Origin of the sequence: Brockia lithotrophica, assembly GCF_003633725.1 — a bacterium.
In the GTDB taxonomy this organism is placed as follows: domain Bacteria; phylum Bacillota; class Bacilli; order Thermicanales; family DSM-22653; genus Brockia; species Brockia lithotrophica.
Genome location: NZ_RBIJ01000003.1, coordinates 171,872 through 193,540, shown reverse-complemented (window position 1 = coordinate 193,540; position 21,669 = coordinate 171,872). Strand labels below are relative to the sequence as shown.

Sequence of the window (21,669 nt, the reverse complement as noted above, 5' to 3'; positions counted from 1 at the left end):
GAAGCGGCACGTAGATGGGAGAAAATACCGTGCGCACCCCGTCGCGCGGTGCCGGGGAGGTGGCCCGTGTGCATGTGCTCGTCGTAGGGTCTGGTGGGCGGGAGTACGCCCTGGGAGTCGCCCTTCTTCGCTCGCCGAGCGTTCGGCGCGTGAGCTTCACGCCGGGAACAGATGCCATGGGCGTCCTCGGCGACGTGTGGAGAATCCCCTGGACTGAGCCGGAAGAGATCGCCGAACGCGTGCGCGCGGAGCGCGTCGACCTCGTCGTCGTCGGCCCGGAAGAGCCGTTGGCCCACGGGTTTGCCGACGTCCTCCGCGCGCGCGGGATTCCCGTGGTAGGCCCCGGTAGGGAAGGGGCCCGCCTCGAGGCGAGCAAGGTGTTCGCCAAAGAGCTCATGCGCGAGGCGGGAATTCCAACGGCCGAGTTTCGCGTGGTCGAGCATATCTCCGAAGCCGAAGACCTCCTCGCCTCAGGTCCCTACCCTCTCGTGATCAAGGCCGACGGCCTTGCCCAGGGGAAGGGTGTCGTCGTCGCCGGCGACGAGAAGGAAGCCCGCGCCGCCCTGGGAGAGATGCTCGAGGCCCGCCGCTTCGGCGAGGCGGGAAGCCGGGTGGTCGTCGAACGCTTTCTCGAGGGCGTGGAGCTGACCGTGCACGCCCTCGTCGCCGACAACGAGGCGGTCCTTCTGCCGCCCGTCCGCGACTACAAACGCCTAGGGACAGGGGACGTCGGTCCGAACACCGGGGGGATGGGCGGGTTTTCCCCGCTTCCGGGGTACGGTCCCGCGGCGGAGGCGCGCGTACGCGCAGAAGTCCTCGATCCCCTCCTCGCCGCCCTCGATCGCCGGGGGATTTCCTACCGGGGCATCCTCTACCTCGGGCTCATGTGGACGGCGGAAGGGCCGCACGTCCTCGAGTTCAACGTGCGCTTCGGTGATCCGGAGGCTCAGATCCTCTTGAGCCGCGTCGCCGGGGATCTCGGCGCAGTTCTCTCCGGGCTCGCCGAAGGGCGCCTGCGTGCCGATGCCCTGCGCTTTCGCGAAGAACGGGCGGTGGGCGTCGTCGTCGCCGCTCCCGGCTATCCGGAAGCCCCGGTTCGGGGACTTCCTTTGCCCTATCCTGCCGACCCGACGCTTCCCGTGGCTCGCGGGGAGACGCCGCTTTTGCGCGTGTACTACGCCAACGTGCGCGCGGCGGAGGGGGTAGACTTTACGCGCACCCGGCGTGGGGTCTTCCGTTCCCACGACGCCCGCCTCGTTTCCCACGGCGGCCGACTCCTCACGGTTGTGGGATTGGGCGCGGACTGGGAAGAGGCGCGCCGTCGCGCGTACGCCTGGGCGGCCCCGTTTCGGGAGGCGGGGTTTTTCCTGCGCGAAGACGTCGCCGATGAAGAGCACCTCCGGCGGTATGCCGAGCGTTTTTCTGCCGTATGATCCCTTGGGCGGAGTTTTCGAGTTTCCAAGGCCGGACCCCCACGTGGCCGGCGGAAGGAGGAACTCCGGGAGATGAAGAGGCTACGGGTGCACGCGGGGTGGGCGGTAGTCCTGACGATCTTCGTCGCCCTTGCGGGTTGTCTTTCCCGCCCGGCGCAAGAGCCGCCCGCCCCCGTTCCTTCACCCGCACCGAAAGCCCCACAGCCCGTTCCGGAGTACGCCCCCCTTACTGGCCGCGAGATCGGAAAGCCGATCCCCCGGCGGCCGCTGGCTGTGGTGATCGAAAACGCGCCGGACGCCCGTCCGCAGTCGGGCCTCTTTGCCGCGGATTTCGTCTACGAGATGCTCGCGGAAGGGGGGATTCCGCGTTTTCTCGCCGTGTTCCACAGCGGCATGCCCGACGAGATCGGTCCCGTACGCAGCGCCCGGCCGTATTTCATCGAAGTGGCCCGCGCGTTCGGGGCCGTCCTCGTACACGCGGGGGGGAGCGACGAGGCAAACGCGATCCTCGCGGGTGGAGATCCGCCGCACCTCGACGGTCTCGCCGCCGAAGGCACATACTTTTGGCGTTCTTCGGACCGAAAGCCCCCGCACAACCTGTACACGAGCGCCGAAAAGCTCGAAGCGTACATGGCCGCCCGCGGCATTCCGCAGACGGGACAACCTCCGCGGTTTTCCTTCGCGCCGGGAGGGCCGGCGTCCTTGTCTTCCGACGTTCGCCCGGCCGGCCGCGTGCACATCACCTATTGGGGTTCATCTCCCGTGACCTACACGTACGCGGAAGACAGGGGGACGTACGTCCGGGCTACGGCAGGGAAACCCGACGTAGACCGGAAGACGCAGGCACCCATTCAGCTGTCCAACCTCGTGATCGTGCGCGTTCCCCACGCGGTAGTCGACGATGCCGGGCACCTCAAGATCGACCTGGCCGACGTGCGGGAGGCGTGGTGGGTTGCCAAAGGGGAGGCCGTCCCCGTGGAGGCCCGGTGGGAGGGGAACGGGCCGTACCGGTTGTTCCTCGGATCGCAGGAAGTTCCCCTCGTTCCCGGAACGACGTGGGTCGCGGTGCTCCCGCTCCGCGGTTGCGACGTGAACTTCGCCCCCTAGGAAGCGCGGAGAGAGCCGGGGCTTCTTCGCCGTCCTCCGGCCGCCTCGCCTGTATTTCACCTCGATGATGTGGTAAAGTATACGCGAGGCACACCGACCGGGAGCGGTTGAGGGGGATGCGCGGATGAATTCCCAGCGCCTGGAGAAGCTCCGCGATTCCGGGTTGGATTCTCTCTTCGAAGCCATCCTCACCCTAGAGACGCTCGAGGAATGCTACGCCTTTTTCGACGACCTCTGTACGGTAAACGAGCTCAAGGCGATGGCCCAGCGCTTTGAAGTTGCGCGCATGCTCGTGGAGGGGGAGACCTACGCCGCCATCGAAGAAAAAACCGGCGCGAGCACGGCGACGATCTCCCGCGTAAAGCGCAGCCTCTACTACGGAAGCGACGGCTACGCCCTCGTCTTGCGCAAGCTCAAGGAGTGCCGGGGAGGTTCGCCTTCCCCCAAGGCAAGTACAAGTCCGCCGCCTTCGGGCGAAGCCGAGGCACGCGAAGTTCCACATCCCAGACGGTGAGCGAAAAGCGTTTGTCCTCTACGGGGGCACACCCTTTGGCGTGTGCCCCTGCTTGCGTTAGAATGGCGGGTAGAAGCGGGCGGATGTCCCGCCATCGACTTCGCATGCGGACTTTTTCCTTTCCCAACTACCCGAGGGACAGATTCCTTCGCATACCCGATGCGCGAAGAGCGAAGGGGAGGCGGACATGGAGGAACTTTTGTGCAACTTAAGTCCCGAGCAGCGCGAGGCGGTGACGACTACGGAAGGGCCCGTTCTCGTCGTTGCGGGTGCCGGAAGCGGGAAGACGCGCGTCCTCACCCACCGCATTGCCTACCTCATCGCTCGCGGCGTTCCGCCCTCGCGGATCCTCGCGATCACCTTTACGAACAAGGCGGCGCGAGAGATGAAGGAGCGCTCCATAGCCCTCGTCGGGGATGCGGCCCGCGAGGTGTGGATTTCCACCTTCCACAGCTTTGCCGCCCGGATTCTCCGCATGGGCGGGGAGGCCATCGGCCTGCCGCAGAACTTCACGATTCTCGACACGGACGACGTGCGGAGCCTCTTTCGCGCGATCCTCGAAGAACTCAACCTCGATCCCAAGCGCGAGGATCCCCGCCGGTATGCGGCAGAGGTTTCTCGACTCAAAAACGAAGGGACCTCGCCCGAGGACTACCTCAAGCGTTTTGACCCCACGCGTCCCTGGGAGCGCCTGCTCGCCCAGATCTACCTGCGTTACGAGGAAAGGAAGGCTCAGACCGGTTCCCTCGACTTTGACGACCTCCTCCTCCGCGCCGTCGAACTTCTCGAGCACGAGGCGGGGTCGCGCCTCGCCACGAGGTTTCGCTACATCCACGTCGACGAGTACCAGGATACGAACCCCATGCAGTACCGCCTCTTGCATGCCCTGACGCGCGAACACGCCAACCTCTTCGTCGTCGGAGATGCCGACCAGTCCATCTACGCCTGGCGCGGTGCGGACCCCCGCATCTTTCTCTCGTTTGTCGAGGACTTTCCCGGAGCGAAGGTGATCACCCTCGAGCGGAACTACCGTTCGACCCAGAAGATCCTCGATGCCGCCAACGCCCTGATCCGCCACAACCCGGGCCGCCCGCCCAAAGAACTTTGGACGGAAAACGAGGGGAAAGAGCCCGTGCGCGTCCTCTTCGCCGGCAACCAGAACGAGGAGGCCGAAGCCGTCGTTAAGCGGATCGACGCCCTCACGCGCGAGGGCTACGCGTTGGGCGACATCGCCGTCCTGTATCGGACCAACGGACAGTCCCGCGTTGTCGAAGAAGCCCTCCTCTCCGCCGGCATTCCCTACCGCATCGTCGGCGGTCTTCGGTTTTACGAGCGCAAGGAGATCAAAGACGTCCTCGCCTACCTTCGGCTCATTGCCAACCCGGTCGACGACCTCAGTTTCCTCCGCGTGGTGAACGAACCGCGGCGCGGAATCGGAGAGTCAACCCTTGCCCGTCTGCGGGACTTTGCGGATTCTATGGGGTCTTCCCTCTTTCACGCCGCCTGCCGCGCCGACGAAGCGGACATCCCCCGAAGTAAGGCCAAAGTCCTCATCGGATTTTGCACCCTCCTGCGCGAACTCGGCGCGCGTTCGCGGGAACTGCCGCTTGCGCGTTTCGTGGACGAAGTTCTCGAAGTGACGGGTTACCGGGCGGCCCTCCTCGCGCTTCCCGAGCCGGAGCGTTCCTCTCGGCTGGAAAACGTGCAGGAGTTTCTGAACATGGCCACCTCCTTTCAGGCCCTCCATCCCGAAGCGGACCTGCCCGCGTTCCTCGCTGAGGTGGCGCTCCTTACGGACGTCGATACGTTCGAGGAGGCGGAGGACCGCGTAACCCTCCTCACGCTCCACGCCGCCAAGGGGCTCGAGTTTCCCGTGGTGTTCATCCTCGGCCTCGAGGAAGGCCTGCTCCCCCACCACCTCTCCGTCGAGGAGGGCAACGTAGACGAGGAACGCCGCCTCCTCTACGTGGGGATGACGCGCGCCAAGGAGCGCCTCTTTCTCACCTACGCGGAGTACCGCTCCCAGTACGGATCTCCCATGCGGCCGAGCCGACCGAGTCGGTTTCTCGAGGAAATCCCCTCGGAGCTTCTCGTCGTCGAAGACGTCCGTTCTCCGTGGGCACGGGAAATCCTGCGCCGGCACAGGTTTTCCACGGCTGTTGCGGATGAGCGCGAAACCGCGGGGGTCGCAGGATTGCCGTCCTTCGGACGCTTCGGAAGTTCCCGCGAAGAAAGGCTCGGGAAGACAGGGGGGAAAGCAGGCCCCGAAGACGAACCTTGGCAGCCCGGCGATCGCCTCGTCCACGCGATCTTCGGGGAGGGGACGGTCGTCCAGGTTCGCGAACGGGGCGACGAAATCGAACTCGTCGTCGCCTTTCCCCATCCGTTGGGTGTGCGAACCCTTCTTCCCCGCTATGCGCCGATCATCCGCCGGAAAGGTTCCTGATGTGGCAGGCTAATCCCGAACCGCCTTTCCAGAGGCGGGAAAAACCTGGAATCCCGGAGAGGGAGGTGATCTCTCGTGGCTTCCGATACAACTGGGCGGTGGGATGTGCTGCCCTCCGGGAAGCAAGGGTCGCTCTTCGAGTTTTCCAATCCCGCCGAAGGGAAGCCTTCGACGAGGGATTCGTCCGCGGAACGCGCGCTCCCCCCGGAAGTCTTGGCGCGCATGCGCGAACTCGTCGAGCTCCTCAACCGCTACAACTACGAGTACTACACGCTCGGGGAGCCGAGCGTGTCCGACGAGGAGTACGACAGGCTCTACGACGAGCTCGTGGCGCTCGAAAAGGAGACGGGGGTAATTCTCCCCGATTCTCCCACGCAAAAGGTGGGCGGACCGATCCTCGAAGGTTTTCCGCCCCACCGCCACAAAAACCCCCTCTGGAGTCTGGACAAGGTGACCAGCGCTGCGGAGTTTCGCGACTGGTACGACCGCGTCCTCCGCGCCATCGCTGCCTACCGGGCGGAACACCCGGAGGAGGACATTCCCGAGCGCCCGACGCTGGTCCTCGAGTACAAGTTCGACGGGCTCACGGTGGTCCTCACGTACGAGGACGGGCTTCTCACGGCCGCGGCGACACGCGGCGACGGGACGGTAGGGGAGATGGTTCTCGAGACGGTCAAGGTGATCCCTTCCGTCCCCCTTTCCATCCCAGAGAAGGAGGGGACGTTCGAGTTTCAGGGTGAGGCGATCATGCCCCTTAGCGCCCTCGCCCGCTACAACGAAGAGCATCCGGAAAAGCCCCTCAAGAACGCCCGCAACGGCGTCGCCGGCGCCCTGCGCAACTACGACACGACCGAGGTGCGCAAGCGCCAGATCGACATCTACTTCTACCACGTGAACTACGCGAGTCGAAGGACCTTCCGCCGGCACACGGAGATGCTCGACTTTCTTCAGGCGATGCGCCTCAAGGTCCACCCCTACCACAAGGTCTTTACCGACGTCGAGGAACTCATCCGAGAGGTGGAGGCCTTTGCCCCCAAACGGGCGGAGCTCGACATCGACATCGACGGTATGGTGATCAAGATCGACGAAATTCGCCTGCGGGAGATCCTCGGGACCACGGCCAAGTACCCGCGCTGGGCCATCGCCTGGAAGTTCCCCGCCCTCGAGGTCGTCACCCGACTCGTGGGCGTGGAGTGGCGCGTCGGACGCACGGGAGTCGTCACGCCGACGGCGGTTCTCGAGCCCGTTCCGGTAGGGGGCGTGATCGTGCGCCATGCGACGCTCAACAACGTCGAGGACATCGAGCGCAAAGGCCTGACGTTTGCCCTGGGGCGGAAGGTACGTCTCAAGCGGAGCGGCGACGTGATCCCCATGATCCTCGGCCCTGCCGAGGATACCCCTCCGGATGAAGAGCACCGCATCCGACCGCCGGAGCGCTGTCCCGCCTGCGGCGCGCTTCTCGAGCGCGACGGCCCGTTTCTCTACTGCCCGAACACCCTCTCCTGTCCGCCGCAGCTCGCCCGCCAGATCGTCCACTACGCGTCTCGCGAGGCGATGGACATCGAGGGGCTGAGCGAAAAGACGGCGGAACTCCTCGTAGAGCGCGGGCTCGTCCGTACCGTAGCCGACCTCTACACCCTCCGCGAAGAAGACCTCCTTACGTTGCCCCTCTTTAAGGAACGGAAGGCGCGCAAGCTCCTCGCCGCCATCGAGGCGAGCAAGCGCCGTCCCCTCTCGCGCTTCCTCTACGCCCTCGGCATACACAACGTGGGCCGAGAAACGGCCCGCGTACTCGCCAAGCGCTTCCGCACCTTCGACGCGGTCCGGCGTGCCACATTTGAGGAACTCCTGGAAGTCCCGGGCGTGGGCGAGGTGATCGCGGAATCGATCGTCTCGTACTTCCGCGAGCCGCACGTACAGGAAGTCCTCGCCCGCCTCGCAGAACTCGGGGTAGAGCCTCTGCCCGAGGCGGAGGAGACGCACGGACCGCACCCCCTCGCGGGGAAGACGGTCGTGATCACGGGTACCCTTTCCTCCATGACGCGGGAAGAGGCGAAGGCGCGCCTCGAAGCCCTCGGCGCCCACGTGACGGACAGCGTCTCGCGCAAGACCGACTACCTCATCGTCGGCGCCAATCCGGGATCCAAACTGGCCAAGGCCGAAGCCTACGGGATTCCCCGGCTCACCGAGGCGGAGTTCCTCGCCCTGTTGGGGGGCTGATCCATGCGTACGCGGGACAGGGCGCTCCGCCTTTTCCTCGCGGGCGGGCTCTTCCTCGGGGGGGCCGCGACGTTCCTTTCCGGCTGCTCCCTTCCCGAAGCTCCGCTCACCGCTCCCCCGGCACAACAAGGGGAGCAGGTCGGCCCGTCCATTCCTTCGCCCAAGGTAGGTCGTGCGCCGTACGCCGTCTACCCGACGCTCGACGCCGCCGAAGGCGTGGGCCGCGCATCCCGCGGGAGTCTCGTGAGCGCTCTGGGGGTCCGCCTTTCCTACGAGGAATTCGAAGCGGGTATGTTCGAACACCTCGCCCGCGTCTTTCCGCCCGACCGGTTCGGGCTGCGGGCGGGGCTCTACCCCCCGGTTGCCGAACTCGGGGACTGGCTGAAGCCGTACGACGCGGAAAAGAACCCGCTCGGCGTCAACCCCGCGGATCCCGCGACGCCCGGAACGTCCGACGCGGGGGCGGCTGAAGCCGTGCGGCGCGAACCGCGGGCGGTCGCCGTCCTCGCGTACAACCTGTATACCTCTCCACCCGAGCGCAACGCGCCTCCGGAGGTGCTTGCGCTCGGCCTCGGCGTCTACGCCCCCTCCCCAGAGGATGCGGAGACCTTCGGCCGCAAGGCCGGAGAAAAGATCGTCCACAACCTGCGGAGCGAAGGCTTTGCCGGCGACGTGTGGGTCGCCGTGTACCGCCTTCCCTCCTCTAAGGAAGCGGTTCCCGGCACGTTCGTCGCCTTTGGCCTTTCCAAGAACGGGAGCGGCTCTTCTGTGGAGTGGGAGACGTTTCGCGAACGCTACGTGCTTCTTTCCCGCGGGGAGGACCTTCTTTCCCAAAAGTTCCAGGGGTTTGTCCGCGAGCTTCGGGATCCTTTTCCCCAAGGGGTGTACGCTTCGGGAACCGCCCACTACGTGCAGGACAAGTTGGTCGGCGTTCGCCTGGTCTTCACCACTTCCTTGGCGGACGCCGTATCGCGGCAGGCCCTCGTGAACTTCGCCGTGGAAAAGGGGAGTTCCCTCGTTCCTTCTGAGGTCGCTCTCGTCCTCGAATTTCAAAGCTTTGGCCGCACGTACGCCGTCTACATCCGCGATCCCGCCGTCGGCTCCTTTCTCTACGAACCGGGACGCGTTCCGTAGCCGTTCGCTGTCCCGTACGGGTGAAATTCCAAACGAAAAAAGACGCCCCACCGTTTAGTGGGGCGTCTTGCGCATCTTCGAAAGCCGTGCCGTCATCCGCCGTACCGCTGACGGAGGATTCGGGCCGCCTCGAGCATGTTTCTAAGCGATGCGAGCACTTCCTCTTCCTTGCGCGTCTTGAGGCCGCAGTCGGGGTTGATCCAAAAGAGTTCCTTCGGCAGGACGCGGAGCGCCCGTTCGACGAGGGCGACCATTTCCTCCACCGGCGGGATCCGCGGGCTGTGGATGTCCCAAACCCCAAGGCCGATGGCGTTGGGGTATCCTCCCTCTTCAAAGGCGGAGATGAGCTCGCCGTGGCTTCGCGCCGTCTCGATGAGGATGACGTCGGCGTCGAGGGCCTTGATGGCGTCCAGGATGTCGTCGAACTTGCTGTAGCACATGTGGGACTGAATCTGCGTTCGGTCTTGCACGCCATTGGAGAGGATGTGGAAGGTTTCGACCGCCCACCGGAGGTAGTCCTCCCAATCCGCGTGTTTCAAGGGGAGAGCTTCACGGAAGGCGGGCTCGTCGATTTGAATGATCCCGATGCCCGCGCGTTCGAGGGCCAAGACTTCCTCGCGCATCGCCCAGGCGATCGAGCGGGCCACCGTCTCCCGCGGTACGTCCTCTCGGGCGTACGACCACTGGAGGATCGTGACGGGTCCCGTGAGGATCCCCTTCACGGGGCGGTCTGTGAGGCTTTGGGCGTACACGGTCCACGAGACGGTGATCGGCTCGAGGTAGGCGGCGGGTCCGTAGATGATCGGCGGCCGAACGGCCCGCGAGCCGTAGGATTGCACCCATCCCCGTTCGAGGAAGGCAAAGCCGCCCATCTTTTCCGCAAAGAACTCCACCATGTCCGAGCGTTCAAATTCTCCGTGCACGAGCACGTCGATCCCGAGGTCTTCCTGGATGCGGATCCAGCGGGCGATTTCTTCGCGGATGAACGTTTCGTACGTTTCCGTGCTCCACTCGCCGCGCTTCCAGCGCGCCCGCGCCGCCCGTACGTCTTCCGTTTGGGGGAGGCTGCCGATCATGGTCGTGGGGAAGAGGGGGAGGCGGAAGCGTTCTTGCTGGAGACGCCAGCGTTCGGGGAAGGGGGTTTTTCTCGGACCGACGTGTTCCTCGCTTCGGGCGGCGGGGAAGGGGTGGGCGGCGGCGAAGCGCCGGAGGGCTTCGTCTGCCTCGCGATACGCTTCGCGAATCTCCGGCGAGGGATCGAGTGCGTGGGCGAGGAGGGCGAGCTCGTCGAGCTTTTCTTCGGCGAAGGCCAGGACTTGGAGGAGTTCGGGCGAGAGCTTCTTTTCGAGTTTCACGGTGTGCGGGACGAAGAGGAGGCTGGTCGACGGCTGAAGGATCATGCGTTCAGGAGACACGTAGCACGTGAGGCCCTTGAGCCATTCCGCGCGTTCGCCGAGCGGCGTTCGCCACACGTTTCGCCCGTTCACGAGTCCGACCCCGAGCACCTTGTCTTCGGGGAAGCCGTGGGCGGCGAGCGCCGCTTCGTTTCGCGCCCTCCCGTGAACGAAGTCGAGCCCGATGCCGTGGACGGGAAGCCGGACGATACGTTCGTAGTGGTCGACGGCCTCAAAGTACGTCTGAAGAAGGATGCGGAGGGAAGAAAGACCGCCCACGAGCGCGGCGTACGCCTCTTCGAGAATCGGCAGGTGTTCTTCCGGGACGTCCTGCACGAGGGCCGGTTCGTCGATCTGCACCCAGGAAACACCTTCCGCTTCCAAGCGGCGGAGGATCTCTCCGTAGAGGGGCACGAGGGCCGATACGGCGCGGCGTACGTCCTCTACGCCGGGCCCTTTCGCCAGGCGGACGAAGGTGTACGGCCCGAGGAGGACGGGACGAACGTTTTCGATCCCCCAGGCGCGGGCGCGCCGCACGCGTTCGACTGGCCCTTCGCCGGTGAGTTCCGGCGTGACTCCTTCTTCCCATTCGGGGACGATGTAGTGGTAGTTCGTATTGAACCACTTCACCATGGCCGACGCGGGCGCTTCTTTTGTCCCACGGGCGACGGCGAAGTAGAGGTCGAGGTCCACCGGTCCGCCCCGGTAGCCGAAACGCCTGGGCAAGAGGCCGAAGAGCGCGGCGTGGTCCAGCACGTGGTCGTAGGCGGAAAAGTCGCCCACGGGCACGTAGGTGAGGCCCTTGTCCCTCTGGAGCGTGAGGTGGGCGCGTTCGAGCGCTTCCAGTTCGGAGAGGAGCGCTTTGCGGTCGATCTTGCCCTCCCAATATCCTTCCAAGGCGCGCTTGAGCTCGCGCCGGTGGCCTAGGCGCGGGTATCCCAGGTTGGCCGTGCTCAGGGGCAATCTGCCCACCTCCCGGTACTGTGGTTGTAGACGAAAAGGCGATGTGCCTCAAGTATACACGGAATCCTCCGATACGGGAATTCCGCGCATCTCGCCTTTTCGGACGACTTCTCCAATTACCCTAGGGTGGAGGAGGGTAAACATCGCATACGCCGTAAGGAGGGTAAACGGCCCCCACAGGACGATCACGCTTTCCAAGAAGTCGTGGAGGAAGAAGCCGAAGACCAGAGAAAACGTGGCGGCGCCAACGTTTCGGACGACGAGGTCGGAAGGCCTTTGCATTGCGCGAAGCGCAAACCAGCCGAAGGTGAAAAACACGAGGAGAAACAAGGCATAGCCCGCGATTCCGAGCTCCGCGAGAATTTGGAGGTGCGAGCTGTGGACGGTGTGTTCGATCCCCAACGGTCGCAGGATCGCTTCCGTCGCGGCGCCGAATCCTATGCCGAAGAGGGGCGTTGCGGTGATTTGTTCGACCACCGGTCTCCAAATTCGATCTCTGCCGTTCAGCCCCAAGGAAAGTCGTTTTTCGAGGAACGACTGGCCGTCGGTGTGGGAGTAGGTGGGGTGTATGCTTTGGTACACGAGGTAAATCTCCAAGAGGAAGAGAACGAGGAGTACACCTGCAAAAAGGAGCCCTGCAACCTGCAAGGTTCCTCTTTTCGCAAACCACAGGAAATAGGCAAAGAGCATGAGAGCGACAAATAGGATTCCGTCACGCGAAAAAGTGAGGAGCAGAGAAACCGCCTGAACGAACAACAAGAAAGCCCCGGTCGAATTTTTTATATACTTAATTCTCGATAAATAAAGTGTAAAGACAATACCAACAGAGTTCAACACAGCAAGACTATTCGGATTCGACAAAAATGAAGATATACGAAGAAAAGGAAGCGTTCCATAAACAATTTGTGAAACCTTTAAAATACCTAAAGATATCGACTGTTCGTAAATATTTTCGCTGAGTGGGATTGGATTTATTTTTCCAGCGAACAAAACTATTTCTCCGTAAATCGAAGATAATAATGACGTCGCAACAAAAATTATAGATACGTAGTTAAACGTTTTTATTGGGTTATCATCGAATAGCATCACGACTGATAATAAAATAACGGGAACGAATATTGTAATTGACTTTTTAATTGCATATAATGGGTAATCGCTCCATACAAAAGATAACAGAGAAAATAAAAATATAGCATACACCAAAAACAATAATAAAAAATATGGTACGTATTTACTGTTTAATCTTATTTTTAAGTTTTCATAAGCAACAAAAATAAACGCAGCAGGAAAAATAAGTTGCATTGCGAAAGCCGACACCATAAGCCGATCGTGAACAAATTCAGAAAAAATATTTAGTTCCGTTAAAAATGTAATAAAAAACACGCTAATAGAAACAAGAAACATACCCAAAACCACATAGCGAGAAAACGTACCAATCTTTTCTAATCCGTACGCGCGCTCTCGGGACAGGGGGATTTCGCCGGAGATCACGAAGGGGGCCCCTCCTTCGCGCGGGAAATTTCCTCGGAAAATGGGACTGAGAAAGACGGTTCCCATACCATACGCGCCGAAGAATATCCTACCGTAAGGAACACCCGAAGTCCACCTGCTTGGGGGGATTTTGCACACTAGGCACGAAGTTCCTGTGTGGCATCTCTTATTCGCCCAACGGACGCTTCTCGGTTTCGATTCCCTTGCGGTGCGCGGGGAAAAGATGTGCTATGATTTGTGTGTGCCGCACGCCGCGGTTGCCGTACGGCTCGGTTTTCGGAAACGCGTGCGATGCGGCCCCGCTCTGAAAGGGGGTAGCTGAGGTGCCGCTTTCACCCGAAACGTGGGAAAAACTTCAGTATCTTGCCCGTCTCGAGCTCACGCCTGAGGAAAAGGTTCGCATGGAGCGCGAGCTCGAGGAGCTCCTCGCGTACGTTTCCCCCTTGCGACAGTTGCCCTTGGATGGCGTTTCTCCCATGATTCTGCCCGTCGAGGTGGAACCGGTTCTCCGCGCGGACGTGCCGGAGGCATTCCCCTCGCGGGAAGAGCTCCTTCGGAGCGCTCCCGAAGTGCAGAACGGGTTCTTTGTCGTTCCAAATGTCCTCGAGGAGTGAGGAACCCCCATGGATGGCTTTTCCGTACTCGCGTGGCGGAGTCGCCTCGCCTCAGGCGAGGCGACTCCCGAAGACGTCGCCCGGCACTACCTGGAGGCCATAGCCGCGCGCGACCCCGAGATCCACGCCTTCCTCCTCGTGCGCGAGGAGGCACGCGAAGAGGCGCGGAACCTGAGGGTGGAAGATCGGCAAACGCTTCCTTTTTTTGGAATTCCCGTCGCCTTAAAGGACAACTTTCTCACCCGCGGCGTGCGAACGACGGCGGGGAGTCGAATACTTGAAACCTACGTGCCGCCCGTAGACGCCACTGCATGGAAACATCTTGCTCTTGGTGGTGCGGTACTCTTGGGCAAAACAAACCTCGATGAATTCGCCATGGGCGTCTCGACGGAGACGAGCGCTTTCGGTCCCACACGTAACCCGTGGGACCTCACACGCACGGCTGGCGGTTCGAGCGGTGGTTCGGCGGCGGCTGTTGCCGCGGGCTTCACCCCTCTTGCCTTAGGGAGCGACACGGGAGGCTCTGTGCGTCAACCGGCAGCATACACGGGAATCGTAGGCTTCAAACCGACATATGGGCTTATTTCTCGCTTTGGGCTTATTCATATGGCCGCATCCTTGGATACCGTAGGCGTTCTTGCCAATACAGTTGCCGATGCTGCTTATACCTTTGTCCACATCTCCGGGAGCGACCACAAGGATCCTACGAGTTTTGGAAAACTTCCTCCGGCCTTTGCGAATCAGCTTGCAGAAATCCAGCGGCTCGCCTACCCTGCCCGCGTCGAGCGTTTGCACGCTCTGTTGTCTCGTGGATTTTCCGGTGTAAAGGTGGCCCTTGTCCGTGAGTTCCTCGGAGATGGCGTATCGCCCGACGTTCGCATTGCCATAGAAGCTGCTGCCCGCCGCATGGAAGAGCTCGGGGCCCACGTTGAGGTAGTGTCCATCCCTGAGCTCAAGCTCGCGAGCGCCGTATACGCCGTGGTGATGACCGCCGAAGCCGCATCGTACCTTGGTCGTTTCGACGGTGTACGCTTTGGGCTGCGCGTTCCGGCAGGGGACGTCGATACGCTGAGCACTTGGACGCGATCCCAAGGGTTTGGGTGGGAGGTGAAGCGCCGCATCCTCTTTGGCACCTATGTCACACTTTCTGAGTCTTTTGTTGACCTGTACGAACGAGCTCTCCGTGCTCGCCGCTTTCTCGCCATCCGCCTTGAGGCGCTCTTTGCCGACTACGACCTCCTCCTCGGACCCACGACCCCGACGACGGCTCCGGCCTTAGGCGCCGCCGGGGACCTCGATCCCGTCGTCGAACTCACGCAAGACCTCCTCACGATACCTGCCAACCTCGCGGGCCTGCCTGCGGTGAGCGTGCCTGCCGGTCGCGGTTCTGACGGCATGCCTGTGGGGCTTCAGATCGTCGGGCCCCGCTACTCCGATCTAGACGTCCTCGCTTTTGCGTTTTCCTGGGAGGAAGCACGTCCGTTGGAGGCACGCCCCCCTTTTGGGGGGAAGATTATGGAGTTATCGTCTCGGGAAGGTGGGAACGAATGATGAGCGTGGTACGTGGAGAAACGCATGCGACGGAGTACGAAGCGGTAATTGGTTTCGAAGTGCACGTAGAACTTGCCACGGCCACGAAGCTTTTTTGTTCCTGCCCGACGACATTCGGTGCCCCGCCCAACGCGCATACGTGTCCCATCTGCCTCGGTCATCCGGGAATGCTCCCGCTCCTAAACGAACGGGCTGTAGAATACGCTCTCCGCGCCACGCTAGCCTTTGGTTGCGAGATTGAACGGTGCGTTCGTTTTGACCGCAAGCAGTATTTTTACCATGATCTTCCAAAGGCATATCAAATTAGCCAAATTCATGCTCCCATTGGGAGAAACGGCTCACTCACCATCGATGTAGGCGGGAGGTCCAAGGTTATCCGAATTCGCGAGATACACCTAGAAGAAGATGCTGGGAAAAGCATCCACTTGCTGGGTGATGGCGATAATGCGACTCTCATTGACTTCAATCGATCTGGCATCCCTCTCATCGAGATCGTTACCGAACCTGACATCTCTTCTCCAGAGGAAGCACGGGCTTTTCTTGAAGAATTGCGCCTCACGATACTCTACCTGGGAATCAGCGACGTGCGTATGGAGGAAGGCTCGCTCCGCGCTGATGCGAACATATCTGTGCGTCCGAAGGGTTCTCCTGTCTTCGGGGCAAAGGTAGAAGTGAAGAACCTGAACTCCATCTCCGGAGTCGAGCGCGCCGTCGCCTACGAGATCGAGCGGCAAATTTCCCTCCTCCGCCGCGGCGAACGCGTGGTGAGCGAAACGCGGCGTTGGGACGAAGATCTTCGTCGCACCTTTTCCATGCGTCAAAAATTTGGCGGTTTTGACTACCGACCGATACACGAACCCGAGGTTGTTCCCTATGTTCTCGAGGAAAGCTATATAGAACGCATTCGTGCGGAACTCCCTGAACTTCCTAAGGAACGCCGAAGAAAGTTTCAGGAAACATATGGACTCAGCGCCTACGACGCCGGCGTACTCACGGCCAACCGCGAACTCAGCGACCTCTTCGAGGCGGGCGTACGCGAGGGGGCTCCGCCCAAACCCCTGGCGAACTGGCTCATGAGTGAGTTCCTGGGGTACGTGAACGAGCGGGGGCTCGCCGTTCGCGACGTTCCCATCACCCCGCGTCAGTGGGCGGAACTCCTCGCCTTGATCGAGAACGGTACGATTTCTACGAATATCGCCAAGGCCGTCTTTCAGCGCATGGCGGAGAGCGGACGGGATCCGCGCGAGATCGTGGAAGCCGAAGGTCTCGTGCAAATCGCGGATCCCAAGGCCCTGCGCGAGATCGTAGACCGGGTCCTCGCGGCGAACCCCAAATCCGTGGAAGACTACCGAAAGGGCAAGGAAAAGGCCCTCGGCTTCCTCGTCGGCCAGGTCATGCGCGAAACGCGCGGGAAGGCGCATCCGGAGCTCGTCAACCAACTCTTGCGCGAGGCCTTGGGAGAGCCGGGCGGAGCGTGAGATCGGATGGAAGCCGGGCGGGACGTTCGTTGCGGGTGCGGCAGGCGTAAAGCCCGCTTTTGCGACAAGGTCGTAGTCGTCACCGGTGCGGCGCGGGGGATCGGGCGGGAAATCGCCATCCGCTTTGCGGAAGAAGGTGCACGGGCGCTGTTTTTGCTCGACGTACGTTCTGAGGAAGCCGCGGAGACTCTCGCGCTTCTCGAAGGACGAAAGTGCCTTGAAGACACCGAGGCATGGTTTCTCCCCGTCGACGTGGCAAACCCGGAAGAAGTGGAGCAGGCGGCCCGCTTTGCGGCGGAGCGGGTCTCCTACGTCAACGTTCTCGTAAACAATGCCGGGGTCAGCGGCCGCCACTTGGGCGACGGTCCCGTGCACCTTCTTTCGCCCGAGGTGTGGGCCCGCGTGTTGGCCGTAAACCTCACGGGCGTGTACCTCGTCTCCCGTGCTTTTCTCCCTCTCATGTTTGCCCGGGGTGGGGCGGTGGTTCACATCGCGTCGGACGACGCCCTTGTCGGCTCGACTCCTCCCAACGACACCCATGCGTACACGGCGAGCAAGGGCGGGGTTTTGGCCCTTACGCGGGCGATGTCCGTGAGCTACGCCCCTTACCGGATCCGCGTAAACGCCGTAGCCCCAGGCTGGGTGCGCTCGCCCATGACCGAAGATCTCTTCGCCCAAGAGGAAACGCGCCGCAAGATCGAGGCTGCCTCCCCCTTGGGCCGCGCCGCCGTACCCGCGGAGATCGCCGAAGCCGTGCTCTTTTTGGCTTCTGAAGAAGCGTCGTTTGTGACGGGGACGACGCTCGTGGTAGACGGAGGTGCGACGATCTGGTAGAAACGTCCGCCGTCTGCCCCATGCGGCGGACGGGCGCCGGGGGCGGTGAACATCCCTACCGATGAGACGAACGCAGGCGCATAAGGATGCCGTTCCTCCGCTTCGGATGGGTGAGGAGCGAACGTTTTCCGTCGAAACGGTTACGCAGGAAGGCGAAGGGCTTTCCCGGGGCGACGGGTTCGTCGTCTTCGTCCCCGGGGCACTTCCCGGAGAGCGGGTACGCGCCCGCGTCGTGCAGCTGAAGCGCGATTACGCGCGGGCGGAGCTCCTCGCGCTCGAGTCGGCCTCACCCGACCGCACCCCTCCGCCGTGCCCCGTGTACGGCCGGTGCGGGGGGTGCACGCTGCAGCACGCGACCTACGAGGCGCAGCTTCGCTACAAAGAAGCCTTCGTCCGCGACGCCCTCCGGCGGCTTGCCCAAATCCCCGAGCCGCCGGTTCTTCCCATTTGCGGCGCAAAAGAGCCGTGGCGCTACCGAAACAAGGTGCAGATGGTTGCGGGCGGATCGCCGGGGGCGCTTCGCGTGGGGTATTACGCCCGCGGGACGCACGCCTTCGTCCCCGTCGACGACTGCCTTCTCGCTCCCGAGGAGTTCGCCTCCCTCGCCGCCGAAGCCGCAAAGATCCTCAACGCCTTCGGTCTTGCGCCGTACGACGAAGCGCGGCGTACGGGGTTTGTGCGCCACCTCGTCCTCCGGAAGTCGTTTGCCTACGGAGAGCTCATGCTCGTGCTCGTAACCGCCCGTCGGGAGTTCCCCCAGGGGCAGGCCTTTGCCCGCGAGCTCGTCCGCCGCTTTCCCGCCCTCGTTTCCGTCTGGCAAAATGTCCAGCCCCGTCCGACGAACTTCGTCTTCGGAGACGAGGCACGCCTCCTCTACGGGCGCGAGACGCTCCGCGAGCGCCTGGGCGAGCTCGAGCTCGACGTGACCTACCGTTCCTTTCTCCAGGTGAACACGCGCCAGGCGGAAGTCCTCTACCGCGAGGTGGAAGCCCTGGGGGAGTTTCGTCCGGAGGACGAGGTCGCCGAAGCCTACAGCGGCATCGGAAGTCTTTCTCTTTGGCTTGCCCGCAAGGTGCGGCGGGTTTCGGGCGTGGAAGTCGTCGCCGAGGCGGTACGCGACGCGCGGGAAAACGCCAGGAAAAACGGCATTGCAAACGCCGAGTTCCATCTTGGTCGGGCGGAGGAAGTCTTTCCCCGCTGGGCGGAGGCGGGCAGGCGGGCGGACGTCGTCGTGGTGAACCCGCCGCGCAAAGGCCTTCCCCCCGAGATGATCCGCGCCGCAGCAGCCCTTTCTCCTCGCGCCGTCGTGTACGTCTCCTGCAATCCCGCCACCTTGGCCCGTGACGTGGCGCGGTTCCGCGAACACGGGTACGACCTTCAGGTCGTGCGTCCCGTGGACCTCTTCCCCCAGACGGGCCACGTGGAGAGCGTGGCGGTGCTCCGGCGAGCGTAGCGTGTCGCCGGGCCGCCGTCCTTCTCCGAACGCGCGGGCATGGAAAGTCCAAAGCGTCTCGTTCGAGCGACGTGCCGTGCGCTTTGTCGCTACCGGCCGTAGCGCGTACTCAGCACCTTCGCCCGGATCGGGCCCGGCCGGTCGATCCCCTCCGGGGGATGGAGGATCATGGATTCGTCGTAAAGGACCTTAAGGCGCGAGCGTTCGGGGGAAATCTCCGTCTGCGGCTCTTCAAAGGAGACGTCCTTGCCTCCGTCGCGCGTCTTTCCCTTGGCGACGTTGAGGGTCACGTTCTTCCCGGCGATCCCCCCGTGGAGTTCCAGGTGCGAACCCACGCCGTAGAGCGTGAGGTCGGCGTTCGAATAGAGGTAGGCGTACACGACGAGAGGCGTGTCTTGAAAGAGGTTGTTGTTGTACACGCGCACGGGTCCTTCGGCGAGGAGGACGAGGAAGCTGTCCTTTTGCATTTCGAATTCGTGTACCTCCCCCGCGCCTCCGGTGTAGATCGTGCTTCGGCCGTAGAGGTGTTCGAGGAGCGTCGCGTTTCCGGCGACGTAAAACGTCCCTCGAAGGTACGCGTCGGTTGCGTCGAGCTTTCCGCCGACGTAGGCTTCGCCGCCGGGGGAGAGTTCGACTTTCCCCTTCACGGCGGCGTCTTGCTTCACGTAGGCGACGTTCCCGCGGACTTCCAAGGTCGCACCCCCGTCCACGGTGAGCGAGCCGTCGACGAGGAGGTTTCCGCCGACGACGACCTTCGTGCCGCTTCCCTTGACGCGGAGGTTCCCCTTGACCCAAAGTCCCTTCCCGTAGGTTGCGTCTTTTGAGAGCTCGCACGTAGAGCTCCACCACGGACACGGAAGGACCTGCATGTCCGCCGTAGGTGGGACGTTTGCCCGCGCCCGTGATACTTCTCCCTGTACGTCGAGGGGGACGGCCTTTGCGCGCGAAGGGGCCAGAGTGGGCGGCTGGACAAAGCCGCGGGCGAGGTTGTCCGAGGTGAGGGGGAGGACGGTTTGGCTCTTGCGTTCGTCGACGAGGACGAAATCCGTGCGCGGCGTGGAGAGGGAACCCCGCACGACGCCATAGCCGACGAGGTGGTCGCGCTGTCTTCCCCAGATGTATTGGGCGTAGGGGGAGGTGGTGAGTTTTCCGCCGACGAGGACGTCGCCGACGACGTAAGGTGCGCCGTTTAGGGTGAGGTCGCCGTCGGTGACGAGGGCGTAGAGGAACTGCTCGGCTACGGTCGTAAGGAGGTACGTCCGCGTAAGCGCCACTTCGCTCCCCCGAACACTGCCTGTAGAGGTCACCGTGAGGAGGTAGGATCGGCTGCCGCTTTCTCCGGGCACTGGCTGTAGGTCCGTCTCGTAACGCGTTCCCATTTCCGGTGGCGGGGAAATGCGCGCGAGCACCTCGCGGATGCGAGGTTCCGCGGTGTCGGGATAGACGTTGCCTAGTCCGGAAAGTTCGTCGTGCAACGCGCGGTCGAACCAGGTGAGCCCGTCCTCCGCGGCGCTTTCCGCGCGGGAAAATTCCTCACTCTTGGCTCCCAGGATGCCCGCTTGCCCTACGGCGGCGAGGAGGACGAGCCCTACGCTCACGAAGAGGAGAAAGAAGAGGAGGGCGACGAGGAGCGCGCCTCCCTTCTCGCGGCGTGGGTCGGCACTTCGGTAAGGACGGACCATTCCGTCGCTCTCCTTCCTCGGAACGGATGTGGGTTTTTGTGGCTCGTCGGGACGTCAAGACCTCTCCGGCTTTCCGTCTGCGCCCTTGGGCTACGGTCTCACGGCGGTCCACACGGCGAACGTCTCTTCCCGCGGGCGTCTTTCGCCGCCCAGCCGGAGACGGACGTAGAGGACGTCGCCGCTCGGGCGGAAGGCCACCTCCCGTAGGTAGGAAAAGGCGTAGATGCTCTCCTGCACCTCGGAGGAGGTGCCTCCGTACCCCTCAGGGGTGGTGCGAACGACTTGCAGTGCGCCCTTTTCCTGGTCCCACGTGAGAGACGTTACAAAGGTGCGCGCCGCCCCGTCCGGCGTGAATTCTTCGCGGAGGACGCGCACGGAGCAGGACCAAGCTGGGGAAGCGTTTTCTTCCGCAGGGCAGGGGGGTTCTTCGCCTTCGAGGGCCGTCGCGTCCTTTACGGTGCGTTCGAGAAGGCGGACGAGCGAAGCCCGTTCGGAGCGGGCGCGCGCCTGCGCCTCGAGATCCGCCGTCTGGTCGAGCATGGCGGAGACGATCCCCGTGAGGAAAAAGAGGAGCAAAGAGAGGAGGACGAGTCCGGCGAGGAGTTCTGCGAGCGACATCCCCAGGTCGCGTGGGGGCCTCGTCGATCTTGTCGACGTCGAACGCGCATCTATGGCGCAAGGGGGGAAGAAAGGGCGTCTCATCTCGTACCCACCCCGGGTGGGGCCGCGGGGAGAAAGACGCGTTCTTCGGCTCCGGTAGTGCGTCCTTGAACCCGCACGACGAGGAGGAGGTACCCGTCGTTCGCAGACGCAAAGCGGATGCAGGGGACGTACGTCCCGAGGAGCTCTGCGGGGAGTTCGGCTTTGCGTTTCTCGGGGAGGGGAGAGAATTCCGGGTTTTCTCCGCATCCCGTGGCCACAAAGTTTTGTGCTTCTTGCCGGACGTCTTGGGCGGGGAGGTGGCGGTACAGGTCGCCGATCGCCCGGGCGAGGCGGTAAGCCCCTTCCCGTTCTTCCCTTACGGCGGTGAGGTGCGCGACGCCCGTGAGGAGTTCGAGACCTACGGCTGCCAAGAGGGCTACGAGGACGAGGGCCGCGAGGACTTCCGCGAGGCTGAAGCCCGGCGCGGCTTCCTTCGCCTTCTTTCCCTCGCACAAACGCTCGTTTTTCCCCCACGCTTCTGCTTCCCGTACGCGAGTTTCACACACGGGTCTTTTCCTCCTGCGCCGTCTACGGTGCCGGGCACCGCGTACCAGGCCTTTTGTCCCGTTCGGCGGGAGTTTTCCGCGTAGCAGGGATGAACGGAGGACGATAGTCCCGGGACTTCTGGTCGAATTCTATCGAACCTAGATGAA

The 21,669-nt window shown here is 62.9% G+C and carries 16 protein-coding genes; 11 read left to right on the top strand and 5 right to left on the bottom strand.

The features are described from left to right. The first annotated feature begins 29 nt into the window (after nt 1-29). The 6 genes from purD to C7438_RS06140 all read left to right on the top strand — a co-directional run bounded on the left by purD (nt 30) and on the right by C7438_RS06140 (nt 8,854). On the top strand, nt 30-1,433 hold the full coding sequence (gene purD / locus C7438_RS06165) for a phosphoribosylamine--glycine ligase (RefSeq protein WP_170143605.1): 1,404 nt from the start codon (nt 30-32) through the stop codon (nt 1,431-1,433). A gap of 72 nt (nt 1,434-1,505) precedes the next feature. Next, nucleotides 1,506-2,540, top strand: a complete 1,035-nt coding sequence (locus C7438_RS06160; protein ID WP_121444477.1) for a DUF3048 domain-containing protein — start codon at nt 1,506-1,508, stop codon at nt 2,538-2,540. Nucleotides 2,541-2,664: 124 nt separating this feature from the next. After that, on the top strand, nt 2,665-3,054 hold the full coding sequence (locus tag C7438_RS06155; protein WP_121444476.1) for a YerC/YecD family TrpR-related protein: 390 nt from the start codon (nt 2,665-2,667) through the stop codon (nt 3,052-3,054). A gap of 187 nt (nt 3,055-3,241) precedes the next feature. After that, nucleotides 3,242-5,500, top strand: a complete 2,259-nt coding sequence (locus C7438_RS06150; RefSeq protein WP_121444475.1) for an ATP-dependent helicase — start codon at nt 3,242-3,244, stop codon at nt 5,498-5,500. A 75-nt stretch (nt 5,501-5,575) separates the two neighbouring features. After that, complete coding sequence (gene ligA, locus C7438_RS06145; protein ID WP_211322104.1) at nt 5,576-7,720, top strand: NAD-dependent DNA ligase LigA; 2,145 nt, start codon at nt 5,576-5,578, stop codon at nt 7,718-7,720. 3 nt (nt 7,721-7,723) lie between these two features. Beyond that, a complete protein-coding gene (locus C7438_RS06140; RefSeq protein ID WP_121444474.1) occupies nt 7,724-8,854 on the top strand; it encodes a CamS family sex pheromone protein in 1,131 nt (376 codons plus the stop codon). 92 nt (nt 8,855-8,946) lie between these two features. On the opposite strand, the gene metE is transcribed toward C7438_RS06140, so the two are convergent. Further along, complete coding sequence (gene metE, locus C7438_RS06135) at nt 8,947-11,211, bottom strand: 5-methyltetrahydropteroyltriglutamate--homocysteine S-methyltransferase (RefSeq protein ID WP_121444473.1); 2,265 nt, start codon at nt 11,209-11,211, stop codon at nt 8,947-8,949. Nucleotides 11,212-11,259: 48 nt separating this feature from the next. Continuing rightward, complete coding sequence (locus C7438_RS06130) at nt 11,260-12,702, bottom strand: O-antigen ligase family protein (protein ID WP_170143604.1); 1,443 nt, start codon at nt 12,700-12,702, stop codon at nt 11,260-11,262. 323 nt (nt 12,703-13,025) lie between these two features. Here C7438_RS06130 and gatC point away from each other — a divergent pair, with 323 nt between their 5' ends. The 5 genes from gatC (at nt 13,026) to rlmD (ending at nt 18,632) form a co-directional block, all read left to right on the top strand. Continuing rightward, nucleotides 13,026-13,316 (top strand): Asp-tRNA(Asn)/Glu-tRNA(Gln) amidotransferase subunit GatC, encoded by a 291-nt coding sequence (gatC, locus tag C7438_RS06125; RefSeq protein ID WP_121444471.1) that lies wholly within the window; start codon nt 13,026-13,028, stop codon nt 13,314-13,316. Between the two features lie 9 nt (nt 13,317-13,325). Continuing rightward, the gene (locus tag C7438_RS06120; RefSeq protein ID WP_121444470.1) at nt 13,326-14,867 is read left to right on the top strand and encodes an amidase; all 1,542 of its coding nucleotides are present in this window, start codon (nt 13,326-13,328) and stop codon (nt 14,865-14,867) included. Beyond that, nucleotides 14,864-16,345, top strand: coding sequence for an Asp-tRNA(Asn)/Glu-tRNA(Gln) amidotransferase subunit GatB (gene gatB, locus C7438_RS06115; protein ID WP_353653311.1), 1,482 nt, complete (start codon nt 14,864-14,866; stop codon nt 16,343-16,345). Before C7438_RS06120 ends, gatB begins: the two co-directional genes overlap by 4 nt. 6 nt (nt 16,346-16,351) lie before the next feature. Further along, nucleotides 16,352-17,179 carry an SDR family NAD(P)-dependent oxidoreductase gene (locus C7438_RS06110; RefSeq protein WP_121444469.1) on the top strand — a complete coding sequence of 276 codons (828 nt, stop codon included), beginning with the start codon at nt 16,352-16,354 and terminating at the stop codon, nt 17,177-17,179. Nucleotides 17,180-17,240: 61 nt separating this feature from the next. Beyond that, nucleotides 17,241-18,632 carry a 23S rRNA (uracil(1939)-C(5))-methyltransferase RlmD gene (gene rlmD, locus C7438_RS06105; RefSeq protein WP_121444468.1) on the top strand — a complete coding sequence of 464 codons (1,392 nt, stop codon included), beginning with the start codon at nt 17,241-17,243 and terminating at the stop codon, nt 18,630-18,632. Between the two features lie 89 nt (nt 18,633-18,721). Here the strand turns inward: rlmD and C7438_RS06100 are convergent, their stop codons facing one another. The 3 genes from C7438_RS06100 to C7438_RS06090 all read right to left on the bottom strand — a co-directional run bounded on the left by C7438_RS06100 (nt 18,722) and on the right by C7438_RS06090 (nt 21,522). Next, nucleotides 18,722-20,314 carry a bactofilin family protein gene (locus C7438_RS06100; protein WP_121444467.1) on the bottom strand — a complete coding sequence of 531 codons (1,593 nt, stop codon included), beginning with the start codon at nt 20,312-20,314 and terminating at the stop codon, nt 18,722-18,724. A gap of 90 nt (nt 20,315-20,404) precedes the next feature. After that, nucleotides 20,405-20,932: a hypothetical protein gene (locus C7438_RS06095; protein WP_121444466.1), complete on the bottom strand. Its 528-nt coding sequence runs from the start codon at nt 20,930-20,932 to the stop codon at nt 20,405-20,407. An 80-nt stretch (nt 20,933-21,012) separates the two neighbouring features. After that, nucleotides 21,013-21,522, bottom strand: a complete 510-nt coding sequence (locus tag C7438_RS06090) for a prepilin-type N-terminal cleavage/methylation domain-containing protein (RefSeq protein ID WP_170143603.1) — start codon at nt 21,520-21,522, stop codon at nt 21,013-21,015. Between the last annotated feature and the right edge of the window lie 147 nt (nt 21,523-21,669).

Excerpts from the sequence above, each read along its gene's own strand:
- rlmD (WP_121444468.1), top strand. The coding sequence starts at position 17,241 with ATGAGACGAACGCAGGCGCATAAGGATGCCGTTCCTCCGCTTCGGATG.
- C7438_RS06155 (WP_121444476.1), top strand. The coding sequence starts at position 2,665 with ATGAATTCCCAGCGCCTGGAGAAGCTCCGCGATTCCGGGTTGGATTCT.
- C7438_RS06140 (WP_121444474.1), top strand. The coding sequence starts at position 7,724 with ATGCGTACGCGGGACAGGGCGCTCCGCCTTTTCCTCGCGGGCGGGCTC.
- C7438_RS06150 (WP_121444475.1), top strand. The coding sequence starts at position 3,242 with ATGGAGGAACTTTTGTGCAACTTAAGTCCCGAGCAGCGCGAGGCGGTG.
- C7438_RS06160 (WP_121444477.1), top strand. The coding sequence starts at position 1,506 with ATGAAGAGGCTACGGGTGCACGCGGGGTGGGCGGTAGTCCTGACGATC.
- C7438_RS06110 (WP_121444469.1), top strand. The coding sequence starts at position 16,352 with ATGGAAGCCGGGCGGGACGTTCGTTGCGGGTGCGGCAGGCGTAAAGCC.
- C7438_RS06120 (WP_121444470.1), top strand. The coding sequence starts at position 13,326 with ATGGATGGCTTTTCCGTACTCGCGTGGCGGAGTCGCCTCGCCTCAGGC.
- C7438_RS06095 (WP_121444466.1), bottom strand. The coding sequence starts at position 20,932 with ATGTCGCTCGCAGAACTCCTCGCCGGACTCGTCCTCCTCTCTTTGCTC.
- C7438_RS06100 (WP_121444467.1), bottom strand. The coding sequence starts at position 20,314 with ATGGTCCGTCCTTACCGAAGTGCCGACCCACGCCGCGAGAAGGGAGGC.
- gatB (WP_353653311.1), top strand. The coding sequence starts at position 14,864 with ATGATGAGCGTGGTACGTGGAGAAACGCATGCGACGGAGTACGAAGCG.